Source organism: Amycolatopsis sp. NBC_00355, assembly GCF_036104975.1.
Lineage (GTDB): Bacteria > Actinomycetota > Actinomycetes > Mycobacteriales > Pseudonocardiaceae > Amycolatopsis.
Genome location: NZ_CP107982.1, coordinates 2,042,146 through 2,062,123, shown reverse-complemented (window position 1 = coordinate 2,062,123; position 19,978 = coordinate 2,042,146). Strand labels below are relative to the sequence as shown.

Below are 19,978 nucleotides of genomic sequence, written 5' to 3'. Positions count from 1 at the left end.
AGGCACCAGATTAGCGGGCGCCGCAGCGGGTCCCGCCTCCGGTCGTGCCCTCCCGGAGCGCGGTGGCTCCGGGAGGGCACGCCGGGGTCATTCCGTTTCGGCCACGGCCTCGGCGAACTGCGCCGCGTACAGCCGGGCGTAGGCGCCGCCGCTGCCCAGAAGCGTTTCGTGGTCGCCGTGCTCGACGATCTGTCCGTGCTCCATCACCAGGATCACGTCGGCGTCCCGGATCGTGGAGAGCCGGTGCGCGATGACGAAGCTGGTGCGGCCCGAGCGCAGCTCGTTCATCGCCCGCTGGATGAGCACCTCGGTGCGGGTGTCGACCGAGCTGGTCGCCTCGTCGAGGATGAGGATGACCGGCCTGGCCAGGAACGCCCGCGCCACCGTGATCAGCTGCTTCTCACCCGCGCTGACAGTGCCGCCCTCGTCGTCGAGGACCGTGTCGTAGCCGTCGGGGAGGGTGCGCACGAACCGGTCGACGTACGTCGCGGTCGCCGCTTCGATGACCTCCTCGCGGGTGGGGTCGTCGGCGCCGTAGGCGATGTTCTCGGCGATCGTGCCGCCGAACAGCCACGCGTCCTGCAGCACCATGCCGGTCTGGTCGCGCAGCACCTCGCGGTTCATCTTCGCGATGTCGACGCCGTCGAGCGTGATCCGCCCGCTGTCGAGCTCGTAGAACCGCATGAGCAGGTTGACCAGCGTCGTCTTGCCCGCGCCGGTCGGGCCGACGATCGCCACGGTCTGGCCGGGTTCGACCGTCAGCGACAGGTCGTCGATGAGCGGCTTCTCCGGCAGGTAGCGGAACGAGACGTCCTCGAACTCGACGCGGCCGCGCACGACCTCCGGGCGCTGCGGGTTCGCCGGCTCCGGACCCTGCTCCTCGGCGTCGAGCAGCGCGAACACCCGCTCGGCCGAGGCGACGCCGGACTGCAGCAGGTTCGCCATGCTGGCGATCTGCGTCACCGGCTGGCTGAACTGGCGCGAGTACTGGATGAACGCCTGCACCTCGCCGAGCGTGAGGCTGCCCGAGGCGACGCGCAGGGCGCCGATCACGGCGACCAGCACGTAGCTCAGGTTGCCGATGAACATCATCGCCGGCTGGATCATCCCGGAGATGAACTGCGCCCGGAAGCTCGCCTCGTACAGCGTCTCGTTCTGCTTGTCGAAGATCGCCGCCGACTCCTCGCGGCGGCCGAACACCTTGACCAGCGAGTGGCCGGTGTACATCTCCTCGACGTGCGCGTTGAGCTTGCCGGTGGTCGACCACTGCTTGATGAAGTTCGGCTGGGCCCGCTTGCCGACCTTGCCCGCGACGACCGCCGACAGCGGCACCGTGACGAGCGCGATCAGCGCGAGCAGCGGCGAGATCAGGAACATCATGATCAGCACGCCGACCACGGTCAGCAGCGACGAGACGATCTGGGACAGCGTCTGCTGCAGCGACTGCGCCAGGTTGTCGATGTCGTTGGTGACGCGGGACAGCACCTCACCGCGCGGCTGGCGGTCGAAGTACTTCAGCGGCAGCCGCGCGAACTTCTCCTCGACCTGCTGGCGCAGGCGGTACACCGCGTGCTGCACCAGCGTCGTGGTCAGCCGGGCCTGGATCAGCCCGAAGAACGACGCGATGACGAACAGCGCCAGCACGGTCAGCAGGATCTGGCCGACCTTGTCGAAGTCGATGCCGACGCCGGGCACCAGGTCGACGCGGCCGTAGATGTCGGCGAGCGTGCCGTTGCCCTGGGCGCGCAGCCCGGCGACGACCTGCTCCTTGGTGACACCCGGCGGCACCTGCTTGCCGAGCACGCCGGCGAGGATCGCGTCGGTGGCCTGGCCGAGGATCTTCGGCCCGATCACGGTCAGCGTGACACTCGCTGCGCCCAGTACGAGCACGCCGATCAGGGCGGCCCGTTGCGGCGCCAGCAGACGCAGCAGCCGCTTGAGGGAACCCTTGAAGTCGAGGGCCTTCTCCGGCGGCGCGCCACCGGCCATCATGCGTCCCGGTCCTACGGTCGCGGCGCCGGTGTTCTTGTGCCGCTGGGCCGTGGGCCGTTCACCGGCCTCGGTGACGGCGGTCTTCGCTGACTCGTCCGTGGTACTCATGCCGCTTCCTGTTCAGTCAGCTGGGACAGCACGATCTCCCGGTAGGTTTCGTTGCCGTCCATGAGTTCGTGGTGGGTGCCGGTGCCGACGACGCGGCCCTCGTCGAGGACGATGATCCGGTCGGCGCCGCGGATCGTGCTGACCCGCTGGGCGACGATGACCACGGTGGCCTCGGCGGTTTCCGACACCAGCGCGCGACGCAGGGCCGCGTCGGTCGCGTAGTCGAGCGCGGAGAACGAGTCGTCGAACAGGTAGATCTCCGGCTTGTGCACCAGCATCCGGGCGATCGCGATCCGCTGCCGCTGCCCGCCCGAGACGTTCGTGCCGCCCTGCGAGATCGGCGCGTCCAGCCCCTCGGCCATCGCCGCGACGAACTCCTTGCCCTGCGCCACTTCCAGCGCGTGCCACAGCTCTTCGTCGGTGGCGTCGGGGTTGCCGTAACGCAGGTTGCTGGCGACGGTGCCGGCGAACAGGTACGGCTTCTGCGGCACCAGCCCGACCGCGCGGGCGAGCACCGCCGGGTCGAGGTCGCGCACGTCGACGCCGTCCACCTTGACCGTGCCCTGGGTGGCGTCCATCAGGCGGGGGATCAGGTTGAGCAGCGTGGTCTTGCCGGTACCCGTGGAGCCGATCACCGCGGTCGTCTCGCCCGGTCGCCCGACCAGCGAAATGTCGCACAGCACCGGCTTTTCCGCGCCGGGGTAGCGGAACTCGACCCCGGACAGCTCCAGGTGCCCGTGCACCTTGCCCGGCCGGATCGGCGTCACCGGCGGGCGGACGCTGGACTCGGTGTCGAGCACCTCGGTGATCCGCTCGGCGCTGACCTCCGCGCGCGGCACCATCATGAACATGAAGGTGGCCATCATGACCGCCATCAGGATCTGCAGCAGGTAGGACAGGAACGCCGTCAGGGCGCCGATCTGCATGCTGCCGGAGTCGATGCGCTGCCCGCCGAACCACAGCACCGCGACGCTGGAGGCGTTCATCACCAGCATCACGATCGGGAACATCAGGGCCATCAGCCGGCCGACGCGCAGCGAGACGGTCAGCAGCTCGTCGTTGGCGACGTCGAAGCGGGCGCGTTCGTGCTTGTCGCGGACGAACGCGCGGATGACGCGGATGCCCATGATCTGCTCGCGCAGCACCTGGTTGATCCGGTCGAGGCGGACCTGCATCAGCCGGAACGCCGGGCGCATCCGGGAGATGATCAGCCCGACCGAGACGGCCAGCACCGGCACGATGACCAGCAACAGCGACGAGAGCGGCACGTCCAGGTTCAGCGCCAGCACGATGCCGCCGACGCACATGATCGGCGCGGACACCATCAGCGTGAGTGTCATCAGCACCAGCATCTGGACCTGCTGGACGTCGTTGGTGGTGCGGGTGATCAGCGACGGCGTGCCGAACTGGCCGACCTCGCGGGCCGAGAAGTCCTGCACCCGGTGGAAGATCCCGGCGCGGATGTCCCGGCCGACCGCCATCGCGGTGCGGGCGCCGAAGTAGACCGCGCCGATCGAGCCGGCGATCTGGGCCACGGTCACCGCGAGCATCACGCCGCCGATGCCCAGGATGTAGTCCATGTCGCCCTTGATCAGCCCGTTGTCGACGATGTCGGCGTTGAGCGTCGGCAGGTAGAGCATGGCGATCGTCTGCACGAGCTGGAGCACGACGATCACCCACAACGTCTTCTTGTACGGGCGCAGGTGTGCGCGCAGGAGCTTGACTAGCACAACGGTTCCCCCAGTGTGGTGGTGTTCGGTTCGGGATTCGGTGCCGTGCCGCCGCCGGTCAGGGACGGCATGCCGGTGGCGAGCTCGTCCAGCAGCCGCTCCAGGGTCGGCAGGAACGGTTCGCCCTCGCTCATGAACCAGTTGACGAAGGCGACCCGGACCGCGCTTTCCACCGACGAGGCCATCAGCCGGCACAGCAGGAGGTCCGCGCCGCCCGCCCGCTTCGCGATGGTTTCGGCGAGGACGCGCTCGACCGCCGCGTGGGCGTTGAGGAACTCCCCGCGCAGCATCAGCTGCCCCATCAGCTCCCGGAGACGCACAACATACGCGCGATCGGGCTCGCCCTCACGCGAATATTGCTCGATCACGGCCTGCTTGACCGACTCCCACAGCGGCTCGCCCTCGGGCCGGTCGAGCAGCGCCTCGCGCATCCCCTCGTGGCGGTCGACGACCATCGAGCAGACCGCCTGCTCCTTGCTGGAGAAGTAGTTGTTGAATGTCCGCGGGGACACCCCGACCTCGGTCGCGATGTCCTCCACCTTGACGTTCTCCAGCCCCCGGTCCAGGGCGAGCCGCAGGGCGGCCTGGGCCAGGGCCCGGCGGGCTTCGCGCTTCTTGCGCTCCCGCAGGGTGAGCTTCGGTGGGTCGTGCGACGGCATGAACGGAGTGTAGCGAAAAAGTTGCGTGCCACGCAAAAAAGTGCGGGCCACGCAAAATACGGACGAACCGGACGGCCGTCTCGACGGTGACCGGAGCGGCCACCCCGCGGACCGAAGCGACCGACACGTCGACGGGAGTGGCCAACACGCCGACCGGCCGTTCGGCGCGGCGTGGATGGATGCCACGTTCGAGCGCTACTGGGAGTGCGCCCGGCACGTCGCCGAATGGACCAACGCGCTGCTCCGGCCGCCGCCCCCGCACGTGCTCCGGATCCCGGGCATCGCGGTCGGAATCCGGCCGCGGCCAAGCGGTTCGCCGACGGATTCACCGATCGCACCGATTTTCAACACTGGTTCACGGACTCCGCACTCTGGGAGAAATACCTGGCAGAGGTCTGGATCGTCGCCTCCCCGGGCTGTCGCCGCCGGGCATTTCGGGCTACGGTAGTTACGTAGCGTGAGTGCGATCCGGAGGTGTAGGGCATGCGGGCGATGTGGAAGGGCTCGGTCTCGTTCGGGCTGGTGTCCATTCCGATCCAGCTGTACGCGGCCACGGAGAACAAGAACGTCGCGCTCCGGCAGGTGCACGAGGCCGACGGTGGCCGGATCCAGTACAAGCGGTTCTGCACCGTCGACGGCGCGGAGGTGCCCTACGCCGAGATCGCCAAGGGCTACGAGCTGCCCGACGGCGAGATGGTCGTGATCACCGACGCCGAGATGGCCGAGCTGCCGCTCTCGTCGCAGCGCACGATCGACGTGCTCGAGTTCGTCCCGCTGGAGTCGATCGACCCGATCCAGTACGACCGGACGTACTACCTGGAGCCGCAGAAGAACGCGGTGAAGCCCTACATCGTGCTGCGCGACGCGCTGCACAAGTCGAGCCAGGTCGCCGTCGCGAAGGTCGCCGTCCGGCAGCGGGAGAGCATGGCCGTGCTGCGGGTGCACGCCGACGTCCTGGTGATGACGACGATGCTGTGGCCCGACGAGGTCCGCGAGCCGGACTTCCCGTTCCTGCGCGACGACCCGCCGCAGATCCGGCCGCAGGAGCTGTCGATGGCCGGTTCGCTGATCGACTCGCTGGGCGAGCCGGTGTTCGAGCCGGAGAAGTACCGCGACCACTACCGCGAGGCTCTCGAAGAGATGATCGAGGCCAAGGTGGCGGGGGAGGAGACGACCAAGCCCGCGGCCGTCACGGCCAAGGCCGACGTCGTCGACCTGATGGCCGCGCTGCAGGCCAGTGTGGACGCGGCGAAGAAGTCCCGCGAGCCCGCGCCGGCCAAGGCGGCCGGGTCCAAGACGGCAGTGTCCAAGACGGCAGTGTCCAAAGCGGCAGCGTCCAAAGCGGACGAGTCCGAAGAAGACACCGCGGCCGAGAAGCCGGCCAAGAAGCCCGCCGCCCGCAAGCGTGCCCCGAAGAAGACCGCCTGACCCGACGGACCGGCGGGCCGACCGTCCGAACGGGATTCTTCCCGTGCGGAGACGGTCCGGGGGTGTAACCCGATCGTGTATGCAGCTGTGTACACGGGCTGGGCGATGTGCTAACACTAACGAGGTCCTTCGGCTCTCCCTCCCCCTCGGAGCCGGAGGACCCCTTTCGTTCCCGGGCAGTCCGTTGTGAATACGTCAGCCTCGGCTGTACAGTTCACGCCATGGTGACCTGTGAGACGCGGGAGTCGGCGCTGTCCCGGATCGGGCGGGCGCTCGCCGACCCGACCCGCTGCCGCATCCTGACCGTCCTGCTCGACGGCCCGTGTTACCCCGGGCGGCTGGCGGAGGAGCTCGGCCTCAGCCGGTCCAACGTGTCGAACCACTTGTCGTGCCTGCGGGGCTGCGGACTGGTCGTGGCGAGCTACGAAGGCCGTCAGGTGCGTTACGACCTCGCCGACGCGCACTTGGCCCGCGCGCTGCGCGAACTGGTCCAGGTGGTGCTGGCGGTCGAACCCGGCGACGACTGCGCCCCGGAAGATGCCCCGGAAGATGCCCCGGAAGACGCCCCGGAAGACGCCCTGAAAGACGCTCCGGAAGGCGTCGCGCAGGCTCCGGCCCGATGACCGCCGCGGCCGGGGAGCCCGCGACCTGCGCGGACGGTTGCTGCGCGGCGGACCAGCCGGCTCCTGCCGCAGGCCGGCGAGCGGTGCTGGTGCGCCGGATCCGGCTGCTCGTGGTGGCGACGATCACGTACAACGTCGTCGAAGCCGGCATCGCCCTGGTGGCCGGGACCGAGGCGTCGTCGGGCGCCTTGATCGGCTTCGGGCTGGATTCGGTGATCGAAGTCGCCTCGGCCGTCGCGGTCGCGTGGCAGTTTTCGGGAAAAGATCACGAAGCGCGGGAACAGCGGGCGCTGAAAATGATCGCGCTGTCGTTTTTCGCGCTGGCGGTCTACGTCACAGTCGAAGCCGTGCGGACCTTTTTCGCCGCGGCGGCGCCGGAAAGTTCGGTCGCCGGGGTGCTCCTCGCGGCGGTTTCGCTCGCGGTGATGCCAGCCTTGTCCGCGGCGCAACGCCGGGCGGGGCGGGAACTGGGGTCGGCCAGCGCGGTCGCGGATTCCCGGCAGACCTTGCTCTGCACGTACCTTTCGGCCGTGCTGCTGGTCGGGTTGCTGCTCAACGCGGTGCTCGGCTGGTGGTGGGCCGATCCCGTCGTCGCGCTCGCGATCGCTTGCGTGGCCGCGAAAGAAGGCCGAACGGCCTGGCGCGGCCAGCATTGCTGCTGACGCGCGCCAGGCCGGCGGCGGGGGTCATGGGATCAGTACCAGTGCGCGCGGCCGCCGATCTTGCGGCCCGTGCCACCGAGGATGGCCAGCGCCACGCCGGCCACGGCCAGCACGATGCCGATCGTGTACAGCACCGGAATACCGACAATGAACCCGATGACCAGCAAAATAACACCGAGGACGATCACTTGACACACTCCTTCGCACGAGACCCGGCCCGGCTCCGTGCCGTCCGGGCGGATGCGCTCTCGTTCGGAGGATGGCCACTTTCCCGGTGTCCCAAACTGCGGCAAATGGAGCAACTCTGAAAAAAGGTCAGTAGCGGTAGTGGTCGAGCTTGTACGGGCCCTCCACGTCGACGCCGATGTACTCGGCCTGAGCCTTGGTCAGCTGGGTGAGCCGCACCCCGAGGGCGTCCAGGTGCAGCCGGGCGACCTTCTCGTCGAGGTGCTTCGGCAGCCGGTAGACCTCGACGGGGTACTCGCCGGGCTTGGTGAACAGCTCGATCTGGGCGATCGCCTGGTTGGTGAAGGAGTTCGACATCACGAAGGACGGGTGCCCGGTCGCGTTGCCGAGGTTCATCAGGCGGCCCTCGGAGAGCACGATGATCGCGTGGCCGTCGGCGAAGGTCCACTCGTGCACCTGCGGCTTGATCTCGTTCTTGACGATGCCGGGCAGCTTCGCCAGGCCGGCCATGTCGATCTCGTTGTCGAAGTGCCCGACGTTCGCCACGATCGCGTTGTGCTTCATCCGGCTCATCTGCGCGGCGGAGATGATGCCGAAGTTGCCGGTGGTGGTGATGAAGATGTCGGCGGTCTCGACGACGTCGTCCAGTTCGACCACGTCGAGCCCGTCCATCGCCGCCTGCAGCGCGCAGATCGGGTCGATCTCGGTGACCGAGACCCGGGCGCCCTGACCGCGCAGGGCCTCGACCGCGCCCTTGCCGACGTCGCCGTACCCGCAGACGAGGACGCGCTTGCCGCCGATCATCACGTCGGTGGCCCGGTTGATCCCGTCCACCAGGGAGTGCCGGATGCCGTACTTGTTGTCGAACTTGGACTTCGTCACGGAGTCGTTGACGTTCATCGCCGGGAACAGCAGCTCGCCGTCCTTGGCGAGCTTGTAGAGCCGCTTGACGCCGTTGGTCGTCTCCTCGGTGACGCCGCGGATCTCCTTGGCGATCCGGGTGAACCGGTCGCCGTCCTTGGCGAGGCTGGCGCGCAGCGTCTCCAGGACGATCCGGTACTCCTCGGGGTCCTCTTCGGACGGTTGCGGGACGGCGCCGGCCCCCTCGAACTCCACTCCCTTGTGGACGAGCATGGTGGCGTCACCACCGTCGTCGAGGATCATGTTCGGCGCCTTGCCGCCGGCGAAGGCGAAGAGCTGGTCGGTGCACCACCAGTACTCCTCCAGCGACTCGCCCTTCCAGGCGAACACGGCGGTGCCCGACGGCGCGTCGACGGTGCCCTCGGGGCCGACGACGACGGCCGCGGCGGCCTCGTCCTGGGTGGAGAAGATGTTGCAGGACACCCAGCGCACCTCGGCGCCGAGGGCGACCAGGGTCTCGATCAGCACGGCGGTCTGCACGGTCATGTGCAGCGAGCCGGCGACGCGGGCGCCCTTCAGCGGCTGCGCGGCGGCGAACTCGCGGCGGATCGCCATCAGGCCGGGCATCTCGTGCTCGGCCAGCCGCAGCTGCGTCCGGCCGGCCTCGGCCAGCGCGAGGTCGGCGACGGCGAAGTCGAGTCCGTTGCGGCTCTGCAGTTTCTCGCTCATTCTTTCGTTCTCTCCGGAATCGGTGTGTTTCGACAAAAGGGCAGCACGGATCACGGCACGGCGAGTGCCGGGAAGTGGTGGGGTGTCGGGGCTAGCCGCGGCCGCGCGGGGCCGGGTTTCCTTGCCGGAGCGTCACTTGCGCCAAATAGAAGATGGGCACCTCCCGTGGTGGGAGGCGCCCTTGGGTCCGTGATCCCCGGGCCGAGCGTGGCGGAAGAAGTTCCGTCGCAGCGCCTCTCGGCCCGGAAACGCGCCGAAGGCCGGCGCACGCGGTTTCCGTCGTCCAGGATGGCAAAGGCGCCGGGAACCTGTCAAGCGAGCACGCAGGCCATGAGAAGGTCGTCCACGTACTCGCCGCCGAGCAGGAATTCGTCCTGGAGCACACCTTCCACGACGAACCCGCAGCTCGCGTAGAGCCGCCGGGCGCCGGTGTTGTGACCGAGCACGCGCAGCGTCAGCTTGCGCACCCCGCGGCGGCGGGCTTCGGCGACGGCGGCGTCGACCAGCCGCCGGCCGATGCCGAGGCGGCGCCGGTCGGGGTCGACGGCCAGCCCGCCGAGCACCAGCACGTGCCGGTGGGCGGGGATGCCGAACCCCTCGTCGAGCCGGACGTACCCGGCGACCACGCCGTCGTGCTCGGCGACGAGGACGTCTTCGGGCCCGGTGTCCTCGTCGAAGAACGGGGTGCCGGGCGGGGGAGCGGGCGTCGGGGAGGAGGCCGGGGACCAGGTGCGCTCGTCGAGCTTCGCCAGGGCGGGTTCGTCGGCGGTGGTGGCGGTCCGGGTTTCGATCACCGGCCCAGCGCCGTCCACGCCTCTTGGACGATCGCGGCGAACCGTGCCGGGTCCTGCGCGTTGTGGCTGGTGGTGTTCTGCAGCTGGACGGTCAGCCCGCCGCCGGTGCGCTGGCAGTTCGTGACGACGGACTGTTCGGGGTCGACCGGCTGGCCCAGCGGGGTGGTACCGTTGTGGACCAGGCACTGGACGGCGCCGATCCGCTTCAGCTCGGTCGTGGGCACCGCCAGGCCGAGCGCGGCGGTGTCCTCGTACTGGACGAGCAGCTCGGGCGAGTCCGCGCGGACTGCGGCCACCTGGAACCCGCTTTCGAGGCCTTCGTCGCTGTAGGACCGGAATACGGCGGCCGCGCCGCGGTAGGCCGCCGAGATCCGCGAGGCGTTCTCGCCCTCGGCCTTGTCGGCGCGCTCGATCTGCGACTTCCCGGCCGTGCCGCCGTCGGCGATCTTGGTGACCGCGGCCTGCGTGGTCGTGAACCCGCCCAGGGTGTCCGGCAGCTTCAGCGGCTGGGCGCTCGGCCCGCCGAGCAGGCCGATCACCAGCCACGGCACGCCGACCAGGAAAACGCCCACGAGGACACCGGCCAGCCCGACGGCGACCGTGCGGGTGGACCGCGGGCGGCGCGGCGACGGCTGCTGGGTGGGCGGCGGAGGTACCGGCGGTTGCGGCGCGAGCGGCAGCGGCGCGGGCGGCTGCGTCGGCTCGGGTCCGGGCGGGAACTCTGCGGTCACCCCGGGGATCCTGGCGGAACCGGGCATCCGGCGTGAAGGGAATTTCGCGGACAGGGACTCAGATGAGATGCGCGCGCCGCCAAATGCCTTCGGAGCGACCGCCGATCAGCCCCGCGTCCCGCAGGAACGGCACGATCTTCTCGGCCATCCAGTGTCGTGTCTCGTGGAAGTGCGGGTTCGCCAGGGCCGCGGCGCGCCCCTCGCGCGCGTCGATCCCGACGCTCCGGTAGACCCGCGGATCGACCATGCTGTCGATGACGCCGAAGGCCACCAGCGCCGTCCGCAGCCGGTGGCGCTGCAGGCCCGCCTTCGACAGTTTCGGCGTCTCCCGCAGCACTTCCTCCTTGGCGAAGCGGACGTGCCGCGCCTCCTCGACGACGTGGATCCGGTTGACCGAGCGGATCAGCGGCTGGATGCCGTCGTCGTCCATCATCGAGCGCTGCAGCCGGTCGGTGGTCTCCTCGGCGACGAGCACGCTGGCGAACATCGACGGCCCGGCCGCGGTCGCGCCGAACACCTTCGCGGCCCGGTGCACGACCTTCGGCACGCCGTAACGCGGCACGCCGAGCCGCTCGGCGGTGCGGGCGAACATGACCGAATGCCGGGTCTCGTCGCCGATCTCGGTCATCGCGTACTGCGCGTGCTCGGTGCGCGCGTCGAGGTCGAAGACGTACCGGGCGAGCAGCTGCATCAGCACGATCTCGAACCACAGGCCGACGCTCATGATGCTGGCGATCTCGTGCTTGGACAGCTCGATCCGCTGCTCCGGCGTCAGCTTCGCCCACAGGTCGGTGCCGTAGAGGGAGACGCGCTCGAGCGGCATGTACGCCTTGCCCTCGGCGAGCGGCGCGGCCCAGTCGATGTCCACGTACGGGTCGTAGGAGTTCTTCGCGGAGCTCTTGAGCAGGCGAGCCGCGGTGACGTCCCGGTCCTGGGCCTCGACGCCCATGGGAGCCTCCGGAAAGTAGGGGGTACGCGATGTACTAGGTACTTCGGCAGCGTACACCGGCGGGCGGGTCCTGAGTAGGCTTTCGCCGTGACCAAGATCGACGGACGGGCAGCGCGCTGGGCGGGCCAGCAGGAACGCCGGCGCGCCGAGTTCGTCGACGCCGCCCTGGAAGCGATCGCCGAGCACGGCCCGGACGTCTCGACCGAGCAGATCGCCGAGCGCGCCGGCGTCGCGCGGACCCGGCTGTACCGGCACTTCGACGGCGCCCCCGACCTCCAGCGCGCGATCGCGTCGCGGGCCGCCGAGCTGGTGACGGCGGACCTGCAGCCCCTCTGGCACCCGTCGGGCTCACCGCGCGAGATGATCGCCGCGGCGATCTCGACGCACCTGCGCTGGTTGACCGAACACGCCCAGCTGCACCGCTACCTGGTCCGCACCCTGCCGAGCCTGCCGGAAGCGGGCCGCACCGACGTCCGCGGCGCGATCGCCCGCCACCTCAGCCGCCTGTTCACCGGCTACCTGGCCGCGTTCGGCCTGGACCCGGCCCCGGCGGACACGATCGCGTTCGGCCTGGTCGGTTACGTCGAGTCGGCGACGACCCGCTGGCTCGACCACCCGGGTTCGCTGAGCCTGCCGCAGCTGAGCGACCAGCTGACGGGCACGATCTGGGCGATGCTGGACCACACCCTCCGGGCGGGCGGGGTGGAACTGGACCCGGACCGCCCGCTACCCCTGCCGGACGGCCTGTCGTGAGTGTTCAGGGCGGTTCTAACCGCCCTGAACACTCACGAGGGGTCTTGGTCCTCCCGCGGAAACTCCGCGCGGACGCCGAGCAGCCGCACCGCCCGCGTCAGCTCGAACATCGCCAGCACCTCCTGCGCCGCCCGGTCCAGCTCCGCCGGGTCGGACGTCGGTTCGGGCAGCGTCACGCTGTGCGTGTGGGTCATGAACGGCACGAACCGGACCTTCACCGCCACCCGCGCCGCCGGGCGGCCTTCCTCCAGCACGTCCTGTGCCACGCGCTTCGCCAGCGCTGACACCTCCGCCGCCATCTCCACCGGGTCCGCGAGGTCACGCTGGAACGTCGTCTCGCGGCTGCGGGAGCGGGCCACGTACGGCGTCGCGCTCACCTCGGCGTCGCTGATCCCGCCGCCGAGCAGGCGCAGCCACGGGCCGGTCTTCGGGCCGAACCGCGCGGCCAGCACGTCGACGTCCGCGCCGGCCAGGTCCAGGACGGTGTGGACGCCCAGCTCGGCGAGCTTCTTCGTGGTCTTGCCGCCGATGCCCCACAGGGCGTCCGTCGGGCGTGCGGCCATGACGTCCCACCAGTTGTCCTGCGTCAGCCGGAAGATCCCGCCCGGCTTGCCGAACCCGGTGGCGAGCTTGGCGCGCAGCTTGTTGTCGCCGATCCCGACCGCGCACGACAACCCGGTGTCCCGCATGACCGCCGCCCGCAGGTTCCCGGCCAGCGCTTCCGGGTCGTCGACCGTCGCGCCGACGAACGCCTCGTCCCAGCCCAGCACCTCGACGACCACCGGGAACTCCCGCAGCGTGGTCATCACGTGCTCGGAGACCTCGAGGTAGGCCGGGGGATCGGAGGGCAGGAAGACCGCGTCGGGACAGCGTTTCGCGGCGATCCGCAGCGGCATTCCGGAGTGGACCCCGAATTCGCGGGCTTCGTAGGACGCGGTCGCCACGACGGCGCGCTCGGCCGGATCGCCGGTGCCGCCGACGACCACCGGCTTCCCGCGCAGCTCCGGGCGCCGGGCGATCTCGACCGCGGCGATGAACTGGTCGAGATCGACGTGCAGGACCCACTTCACGGGCCCAGTCTGCCTCAGATGCGGTGCCGCGCCACGTGGGTCCAGACCGTGCCGGTCAGGGCGAGGATCCCGCAGAGCGTGACCCCGGGGTCGGGCAGGACCAGCCCGACGACCAGCAGCGTCACGGCCGCGACGTCGAGGGCGATGAGCAGCGCGGTCTTGAGCGCGCGAGGTTTCCGGCGCCGGCCCTCGCGCAACGCCGTGGCCAGGTCGGGATCACTGAGCTCGAGGCCGCGCTCGATCTTCTCGAGCTCGGTTCGATCGTGGTGACTGAGCATCGGAGTACTCCTTCGGCGCCGAACCCGCCGTTGCGCAGAGCAGATACCCAATCGTCCTCCGGGCGAACCGCCGAACGACGTCTTATTTCGTGCTTTTGGTTGCGCCGACCGGGTGATCTCCGATCCGTGACGGGTCATGGTCACGTTAGGTTTCCTTCGAACGTGGCCGGTCACGGCCCGGACGACGGACTGGGGCGCTCGGCAGACGGGCGGTCGTGGGGACGGGCGGTGACCGCTGCCTGCTGTCGTGCGGGCGGGGGCCGGCCGGCATCTCAAGCAGCTGGAGGCCTCGATGACCCTGCCCACCGAACCGATCGGCAGCATTCCCCGTCCGGACTACCTCATCGCGGGACTCGGGGAGTTCGCCGCCGGCCGGATCGACGCCGCCGCGCTCGCCGAGCTGGAGAGCCGCGCGCTGGCCGACACGATCAGCCGGTTCGAAGAGACCGGCTCGCCCGTGCTGACCGACGGCGAACAGGGCAAGCCGAGCTTCGCGACGTACCCGCTGGCCGGGCTCACGGACCTGGCGCCGGACGGCGTCGTCATCCCGTTCGCCGACGGGCACACCCGGCAGCTGCCGCGGCTGACCGCCGGGCCGTTCCGCTACGCGACCCACGCGGACGAGTACCTGAAGCGCGCCAAGGCGTTGACGGACAAGCCCATCAAGCAGGCCGTGATCGCCGCGTCCGCGGTCTCGCTCGTCTACCCGGGCGACGGCATCGAGGGCTACTCGCAGGAGCAGTTCGTCGCGGACCTGGTGAACGAGGCCGAGGCGGACATCCGCCGCAGCTTCGAGGCGGGCGCGGACAGCGTGCAGATCGACTTCACCGAAGGGCGGCTGTCGCTGAAGCTCGACCCGTCCGGCGGGCTGCTGCGGCAGTTCATCGACCTGAACAACGCCGTGCTCGACCGGTTCACCGCCGAGGAGCGCGCGAAGATCGGCGTCCACACCTGCCCGGGTGGCGACCAGGACTCGGTGCACAGCCTCGACGTCGACTACGCGGGTCTGCTGCCGGCGCTGTTCGACCTCAAGGCGGGCAACTTCTTCGTCCAGCTCGCCAGCGAGGCCGACCCGTCGCACGCGCTCGAGGTGATCCAGGGCGTCCGCAAGGCCGACCAGCGGGTGTTCGTCGGCGTGATCGACCCGATCGACCCGCGGGTCGAGACGGCCGAAGAGGTCCGCGACCGGGTGCTCGCCGCCGCGCAGTACATCCCGGCCGACCGGCTCGGCACCTGCGACGACTGCGGGTTCTCGCCGTTCGCCGACGACACGTCGACCTCGCGTGACATCGCGTTCGCGAAGATCACCGCCCGCGTCGAAGGCACGAAGCTGGCCGCCGAGAAGCTGGGCTGACCGCGGTGCCGGGGGCCGCGCTTGCGGCGGCCCCCGGCGTCACGCGGTCCCGACGGCGACCCGGACCCCGAGCCCGACCAGCACGGTGCCCATCACGGCGTCCAGCCCGCGACGCACCCGGCCGGAGCTGAAGAAGCGTCGCAGCGCGCCGACCACGACGGCCAGGGTGACGAACCACAGCACGGTGCCGGCGGTGGCGATCGCGGCCAGTTCGAGCGTCTGCAGGGTGGAGCCGTCCGCGGGCAGGAACTGGGGGAGCAGCGCCAGGAAGTACACGGCGACCTTCGGGTTGAGCAGATTGGTGAACAGCCCCTGCCGGAACGCCGCCCAGGCCCCCTTCGGCTTCACAGCGGGCGTCTCGCCGAGGTCGCGGTACTCCCCGCGCCGCACGGCCAGCCACGCCCGGATCCCCAGCACCACCAGGTAGGCGGCACCGACGAGCTTGACGACGGTGAACGCCGCGGCGGAAGCGGTGAGCACGGCCGCGACGCCGAGCGCGATCGCCACGACCCAGGCGAACACCCCGAGCGCGATCCCGGCCCCGGCGGCGATCCCGGCCCGCCGCCCGCTGGTGAGCGAAGACTTCGTGACCACGACGAAGTCGGGCCCGGGCGACATCGCCCCGAGGATCACGACGAGCAGGAACGACGCGGCGGTGGCACCGGGGATCATGAACCCGAGGATAGAGCCGGGCGCCAGCGGTTTAGCTCGCTTCGACGCAGGGTTCCCCGGTGCAGAGGTGGCCGCACAGAGCGTCGACGCCGTCGGCCAGTGCCGTGAACTGCTCCGGGGCCAAGCCGTCGACGAACAGTGATCGGACCAAGGCCGCGTGGCCCTCGGCGGCCGCGCGCAGGCGGGCGTGGCCCTCTTCGGTGAGGTAGGCGAGGACGCCGCGGTCGTCCGACGGGCACGAGCGGCGGCCGACCAGGCCCGCCTTCTCCAGCTGGGCGACCTGGTAGCTCAGCCCGCTCTTCGACGTCAGCGCGGCGCCGGCCAGTTCGGTCATGCGCAGCTCGCCGTCCGCCGCGGACAGGCGGGCGAGGACCTCGTACTGCGGGTGCGACAGCCCGGCGTCGTCGCGCAGCTGCTGCTCGACCTTGCGGGTCAGCAGGGTGCCCGCCATCAGGAAGCCCTGCCAGGTCTTCAGCTCGCGCTCGGTCAGCCACCGGGGATCGCCCATGCGTCCATGGTATCAAGATTGTTCGAATTTGAACTTCGTGTAGGGTCGATCTTGTGGGCGACTCCAGGGGAGACAGCATGACGGCTGAGGTGCGGACGCGGGTGCGGATCCCGCTGCGGCTCGACGGCGGGTTCACGGTGGACGCCGAGGCCGTCACGTTCCGCGGCCTGGCCGACGACGGCGAGCACCTGGCGTTCGTGCTGGGCACGCCGGGCGAGGTTCCGCTGGTGCGGCCGCACTCCGAGTGCCTCACCGGCGACGTCTTCGGGTCGGCGCGCTGCGACTGCGGCCCGCAGCTGGCGGAAGCCGTCGCGCGCATCTCCGAGGCCGGCGGGTACCTGCTGTACCTGCGCCAGGAGGGCCGGGGGATCGGCCTCTACAACAAGCTCGACGCGTACGCCCTGCAGGACGACGGCCTCGACACCTACGCCGCGAACGCCGCGCTGGGCCTGCCCGAGGACGCCCGCGACTACACCGTCGCCGCCCAGATGCTGGGCGCGCTGGGCGTGGACCGGGTGGACCTGCTGTCGAACAACCCGGACAAGGCCGCACAGCTGCGTGCCGCGGGGATCGCGGTGCGCGACCAGGTCGCGACCGGCGTGTACGCGACGGAGAACAACGTCCGGTACCTGCGCGCCAAGGCCGAGCAGACCGGCCACACGCTCACCCTCCCCGGCATCGCCAGCTGACCCCGCGCACCCCCCACGTGCCCCGAAGTCCGTGAATGGCACATCGAGGGACATAGAGTCCCTCGATGTGCCATTCACGGACTTCGGCTAGGCCAGGCGTTGGGCGGTGGCCGCGGCGGGGCCGGTGGTGAGCTTCTCCAGGAGTCCGATGAGGACGGTGCGTTCCTCCGGCGTGAGCGAGGAAGCCCAGGCCTGCTCGCGTTTGTTGTGGGCCTCGTAGGCGTCGGTGACGGCCGCGTGGCCCTTCTCCGTGATCGCCAGGCTCACCGCGCGGCGGTCGTGGGGGACCTGGGTGCGCGTCACCAAGCCGTCCCGTTCCAGGGTCTTGACCAGCGCCGACACCGCCGCGCGGCTCATGCCGGCCAGGCGCGCGACGTGGCGTGACTCCAGCGGGCCGGCCAGCCAGAGCACGAACAGCACCCGGAACCCCGCCCAGCTGAAGCCGCGGGGGCGGTGGACCGTCGACTCCCAGTCGTAGACCAGCGCGCCCGTCAGCCGGTGCAAGGTCAGGCCGAGGCGCATCGCGACCGGGTCCGTCGTCGGCAGCTCGGCCTGCGTCCTCCCGATCGCGTACTCGACGAACGACAGGTAATCGAGGTCGGCCGGCTGGTCGGTCATGCGGGTCAGGTTAGGCGACGAGGGGTTCCGCGCGGGCGTCCGCCGGGTTAGCCTGGCCGCGGCCGATGGTCAAACCTTTGATCACAGGAGCGCTCGTCGTGACGAAAAAAGCCTTCGCCTCCTCGGCGGACCTGGCGGAGAAAGCGCAGACCCTGGAGGTCCTCGCGGACGGCGTCTACGCGCTGACCGCCGAGGGCGACCCGAACATCGGCGCCGTCGAGGGGGAGGACTTCCTCGTCTGCTTCGAGGCGCTGGCGACCCCGGTCGCGGCGCGCGAGTGGCTCGCGAAACTGCGTGAGCACACCGACAAACCCGTGCGGTACCTGGTGTTGAGCCACTACCACGCCGTCCGCGTGCTCGGCGCGTCCGCGTTCGACGCCGAGGTGATCGTCGCGCACGAGAACACCCGCGCCCTGGTCGCCGAGCGCGGCAAAGAGGACTGGGCGAGCGAGTTCGGCCGGATGCCGCGGCTGGCGAAGAGCGCGGAATCGGTGCCCGGGCTGACCTGGCCGACCCTCACCTTCTCCGACCGCCTCACCATCGACCTCGGCGGCGACCGCGGTGACCTCGTCCTCCAGTACTGCGGCCGCGGCCACACCGAGGGTGACCTCGTAGCCTGGCTGCCGCGGCAGAAGATCCTCTACGCCGGTGACCTGGTCGAGGCGGAAGCCGCGCTCTACACCGGCGACGCGTTCCACCGCGACTGGTCGACGTCCACTTTGGACCGTGTCGCCGAGTTCGGGGCCGAGACGCTGATCGGCGGCCGCGGCGGGGTGAGCCGCGGCAAAGACGCCGTCGACGCCGCGATCGCGCAGACCCGGCACTTCCTGACCACGATGCTGCGCGAGGTCGGCGCGGTCCGCGACGCCGGCGGCACGCTCAAGCAGGCCTTCGAACGCACTCACGCGGCGCTCGTGGACCAGTACGGCCACTGGCCGATCTTCGAGCACTGCCTGCCCTTCGACGTCTCCCGGCTGTGGGACGAGCTGGGCGGGATCGAGCGGCCGGTGGTGTGGACCGCCGAACGCGACCGCGAAGTCTGGGACCAGCTGCAGGACTGACGATGACCGTCGCCGTCCTCGGCAGCGGCCCGGTCGGGCAGACGGCCGCGCTGCTGCTCGCGCGCTGGGGTGTACCGGTCGTGCTCCTCGACGAGCACCCGGTGCGCGATCCCGTCGGGTCCAAGGCGATCTGCCAGCAACGGGACACCTTGGACGTCTGGGCCTCGCTCGGCGCCGGCTGCCTCGCCGAGGAAGGCCTGACCTGGACGACCGCGCGGACGTTCCACCGCGGCCGGGAGCTGTTCTCGCTGACGCTGCCGGACGGCGGGTCCGCGCTGCCGCCGTTCGTCAACCTCTCGCAGGCCCGCGTCGAGGAGGTCCTGGACGGGCTGATCGCGCGGCAGCCGCTGATCGACGTCCGCCGCGGCCACCGCGTCACCGGCCTGACCCAGCCCGGCCGCGTGGTCGTCGAATGCGAGACGCCCGACGGGCCGCGCCGGATCGAGGCCGACTACGCGATCGCGTGCACCGGCGCGCGCGGCGACGCGGTGCGCCGCGCCGTGGGGGAGCGGCTGACCGGCGTCTCGTTCCCGGACCTGTTCCTCATCTGCGACATCCACGCCGAGCTCGACGGCTGGGCGGCCGAGCGCCGCTTCTACTTCGACCCGCCGTGGAACCCCGGCCGGCAGGTGCTGATCCACCCGTGCCCCGGCTCGCGGTTCCGGATCGACTGGCAGGTGCCCGCCGACTACGACCTCACCGTCGAGGAGACGCAGGGGGCCCTGGACACCCGGATCCGGGCGATCCTCGGCGATCGGCCGTACGAGGTGCGGTGGCGGTCGGTGTACCGGTTCCACACCCGGCTGGTCCGCCGGATGCGCGCCGGCCGGGTGCTGCTGGCCGGGGACTGCGCCCACCTGGTCGCGCCGTTCGGCGCCCGCGGCCTGAACTCCGGCGTCGCGGACGCGGAGAACGCCGCGTGGAAGCTCGCGTGGGTGCTGCGCGGCCTCGCCGGGGACGCGCTGCTGGACAGCTACCACACCGAACGGCACGCGGCCGCCGTCGAGAACGCCGAGGTGACCACGGCGACGATGGACTTCCTGGTGCCCCAGGACGAGAAGCGACGCCGGCACCGCGCCGACGTCCTGGCGCGGGCGGCGCACGACCCGGCCGCGCACGCCGAGGTCGACTCGGGCCGGCTGGCCGAGCCGTTCTGGTACCCGGGATCCCCGTTGACGACCCCGGATCCGCGCCGCGAGTTCGCCGGCCGTCCGCCACGCGGGGCCTTGCCGCCACCCGGTCCCGGCGTCCTCCTGCCCGACGTGACCGTCCCGGGTGGACGGTTGCGAGACCTGGCGCGGCAAGGGTTCCTGCTGTTGACGACACCGGGCGTGGACGCCGCCGGGATGCGGTCGGCGGCGATCCCGGTGGGTGGTGCGCTGGGCGCGCGTCCGGGCGAGGCCTGGCTGGTCCGCCCGGACGCGTACGTCGCCGCGGTGCTGCCGGACCCGACCGCGCCGGAGGTCGCCATTGCCCTCCGGCGCGGCTCGGGCGGCACTTTCACGTGAAAGTGACCACCTGGG

General features: G+C 70.7%; 21 protein-coding genes and 1 riboswitch. Of the genes, 8 read left to right on the top strand and 13 right to left on the bottom strand.

The annotated features are described in order from the left end of the window. Window positions 1-87: 87 nt before the first annotated feature. From OHS18_RS08270 to OHS18_RS08260, 3 genes are read right to left on the bottom strand one after another with little or no spacing between them, the layout of a single operon-like run. A complete protein-coding gene (locus tag OHS18_RS08270; RefSeq protein ID WP_328454348.1) occupies window positions 88-2,100 on the bottom strand; it encodes an ABC transporter ATP-binding protein in 2,013 nt (670 codons plus the stop codon). Next, window positions 2,097-3,830 (bottom strand): ABC transporter ATP-binding protein, encoded by a 1,734-nt coding sequence (locus OHS18_RS08265; protein ID WP_328616527.1) that lies wholly within the window; start codon window positions 3,828-3,830, stop codon window positions 2,097-2,099. Before OHS18_RS08265 ends, OHS18_RS08270 begins: the two co-directional genes overlap by 4 nt. Then, on the bottom strand, window positions 3,824-4,489 hold the full coding sequence (locus OHS18_RS08260) for a TetR/AcrR family transcriptional regulator (protein ID WP_328454352.1): 666 nt from the start codon (window positions 4,487-4,489) through the stop codon (window positions 3,824-3,826). Before OHS18_RS08260 ends, OHS18_RS08265 begins: the two co-directional genes overlap by 7 nt. Window positions 4,490-4,972: 483 nt before the next feature. Here OHS18_RS08260 and ku point away from each other — a divergent pair, with 483 nt between their 5' ends. The 3 genes from ku (at window position 4,973) to OHS18_RS08245 (ending at window position 7,202) form a co-directional block, all read left to right on the top strand. Beyond that, window positions 4,973-5,917, top strand: coding sequence for a non-homologous end joining protein Ku (gene ku / locus OHS18_RS08255; RefSeq protein WP_328616526.1), 945 nt, complete (start codon window positions 4,973-4,975; stop codon window positions 5,915-5,917). A gap of 221 nt (window positions 5,918-6,138) precedes the next feature. Further along, entirely contained in the window at window positions 6,139-6,540 is a 402-nt protein-coding gene (gene cmtR / locus OHS18_RS08250) for a Cd(II)/Pb(II)-sensing metalloregulatory transcriptional regulator CmtR (RefSeq protein ID WP_328616525.1), read from the top strand. Beyond that, complete coding sequence (locus OHS18_RS08245) at window positions 6,537-7,202, top strand: cation transporter (RefSeq protein WP_328616524.1); 666 nt, start codon at window positions 6,537-6,539, stop codon at window positions 7,200-7,202. Before cmtR ends, OHS18_RS08245 begins: the two co-directional genes overlap by 4 nt. A 32-nt stretch (window positions 7,203-7,234) precedes the next feature. On the opposite strand, the gene OHS18_RS08240 is transcribed toward OHS18_RS08245, so the two are convergent. The 5 genes from OHS18_RS08240 to OHS18_RS08220 form a co-directional block, all read right to left on the bottom strand. After that, window positions 7,235-7,390, bottom strand: coding sequence for a hypothetical protein (locus OHS18_RS08240; RefSeq protein WP_247052228.1), 156 nt, complete (start codon window positions 7,388-7,390; stop codon window positions 7,235-7,237). A gap of 127 nt (window positions 7,391-7,517) precedes the next feature. Continuing rightward, complete coding sequence (gene ahcY / locus OHS18_RS08235) at window positions 7,518-8,978, bottom strand: adenosylhomocysteinase (RefSeq protein WP_328454360.1); 1,461 nt, start codon at window positions 8,976-8,978, stop codon at window positions 7,518-7,520. Window positions 8,979-9,144: 166 nt separating this feature from the next. Beyond that, a riboswitch (S-adenosyl-L-homocysteine riboswitch) is annotated at window positions 9,145-9,223 on the bottom strand. A gap of 66 nt (window positions 9,224-9,289) precedes the next feature. Then, complete coding sequence (locus OHS18_RS08230) at window positions 9,290-9,772, bottom strand: GNAT family N-acetyltransferase (RefSeq protein ID WP_328454362.1); 483 nt, start codon at window positions 9,770-9,772, stop codon at window positions 9,290-9,292. Beyond that, window positions 9,769-10,503 (bottom strand): hypothetical protein, encoded by a 735-nt coding sequence (locus tag OHS18_RS08225; RefSeq protein WP_328616523.1) that lies wholly within the window; start codon window positions 10,501-10,503, stop codon window positions 9,769-9,771. Before OHS18_RS08225 ends, OHS18_RS08230 begins: the two co-directional genes overlap by 4 nt. Before the next feature lie 58 nt (window positions 10,504-10,561). Then, the gene (locus OHS18_RS08220; protein ID WP_328616522.1) at window positions 10,562-11,452 is read right to left on the bottom strand and encodes an AurF N-oxygenase family protein; all 891 of its coding nucleotides are present in this window, start codon (window positions 11,450-11,452) and stop codon (window positions 10,562-10,564) included. 87 nt (window positions 11,453-11,539) lie between these two features. Here OHS18_RS08220 and OHS18_RS08215 point away from each other — a divergent pair, with 87 nt between their 5' ends. Next, window positions 11,540-12,205 carry a TetR/AcrR family transcriptional regulator gene (locus tag OHS18_RS08215; RefSeq protein ID WP_328454368.1) on the top strand — a complete coding sequence of 222 codons (666 nt, stop codon included), beginning with the start codon at window positions 11,540-11,542 and terminating at the stop codon, window positions 12,203-12,205. A gap of 32 nt (window positions 12,206-12,237) precedes the next feature. Here the strand turns inward: OHS18_RS08215 and OHS18_RS08210 are convergent, their stop codons facing one another. Beyond that, window positions 12,238-13,275, bottom strand: coding sequence for a DNA polymerase IV (locus tag OHS18_RS08210; protein ID WP_328616521.1), 1,038 nt, complete (start codon window positions 13,273-13,275; stop codon window positions 12,238-12,240). 14 nt (window positions 13,276-13,289) lie between these two features. Next, a complete protein-coding gene (locus tag OHS18_RS08205; RefSeq protein WP_328454372.1) occupies window positions 13,290-13,553 on the bottom strand; it encodes a DUF3040 domain-containing protein in 264 nt (87 codons plus the stop codon). Between the two features lie 292 nt (window positions 13,554-13,845). Between OHS18_RS08205 and OHS18_RS08200 the strand changes: the two genes are divergently transcribed. Further along, entirely contained in the window at window positions 13,846-14,907 is a 1,062-nt protein-coding gene (locus OHS18_RS08200; RefSeq protein WP_328454374.1) for a cobalamin-independent methionine synthase II family protein, read from the top strand. A gap of 39 nt (window positions 14,908-14,946) precedes the next feature. Here OHS18_RS08200 and OHS18_RS08195 read toward each other — a convergent pair whose 3' ends face one another. Both OHS18_RS08195 and OHS18_RS08190 read right to left on the bottom strand, forming a co-directional pair. Beyond that, window positions 14,947-15,579, bottom strand: coding sequence for a LysE family translocator (locus tag OHS18_RS08195; RefSeq protein ID WP_328454376.1), 633 nt, complete (start codon window positions 15,577-15,579; stop codon window positions 14,947-14,949). A gap of 31 nt (window positions 15,580-15,610) precedes the next feature. Beyond that, window positions 15,611-16,087 carry a MarR family winged helix-turn-helix transcriptional regulator gene (locus OHS18_RS08190; protein WP_328616520.1) on the bottom strand — a complete coding sequence of 159 codons (477 nt, stop codon included), beginning with the start codon at window positions 16,085-16,087 and terminating at the stop codon, window positions 15,611-15,613. A 77-nt stretch (window positions 16,088-16,164) separates the two neighbouring features. On the opposite strand from OHS18_RS08190, the gene OHS18_RS08185 reads away from it, so the two are divergent. Further along, on the top strand, window positions 16,165-16,776 hold the full coding sequence (locus OHS18_RS08185; RefSeq protein ID WP_328454380.1) for a GTP cyclohydrolase II: 612 nt from the start codon (window positions 16,165-16,167) through the stop codon (window positions 16,774-16,776). 87 nt (window positions 16,777-16,863) lie between these two features. Here the strand turns inward: OHS18_RS08185 and OHS18_RS08180 are convergent, their stop codons facing one another. Continuing rightward, entirely contained in the window at window positions 16,864-17,394 is a 531-nt protein-coding gene (locus tag OHS18_RS08180) for a MarR family winged helix-turn-helix transcriptional regulator (RefSeq protein WP_328616519.1), read from the bottom strand. Window positions 17,395-17,492: 98 nt separating this feature from the next. Between OHS18_RS08180 and OHS18_RS08175 the strand changes: the two genes are divergently transcribed. Then, entirely contained in the window at window positions 17,493-18,455 is a 963-nt protein-coding gene (locus tag OHS18_RS08175; RefSeq protein ID WP_328616518.1) for an MBL fold metallo-hydrolase, read from the top strand. A gap of 2 nt (window positions 18,456-18,457) precedes the next feature. Continuing rightward, window positions 18,458-19,963 (top strand): FAD-dependent monooxygenase, encoded by a 1,506-nt coding sequence (locus tag OHS18_RS08170; protein ID WP_328616517.1) that lies wholly within the window; start codon window positions 18,458-18,460, stop codon window positions 19,961-19,963. Window positions 19,964-19,978 lie beyond the last annotated feature (15 nt).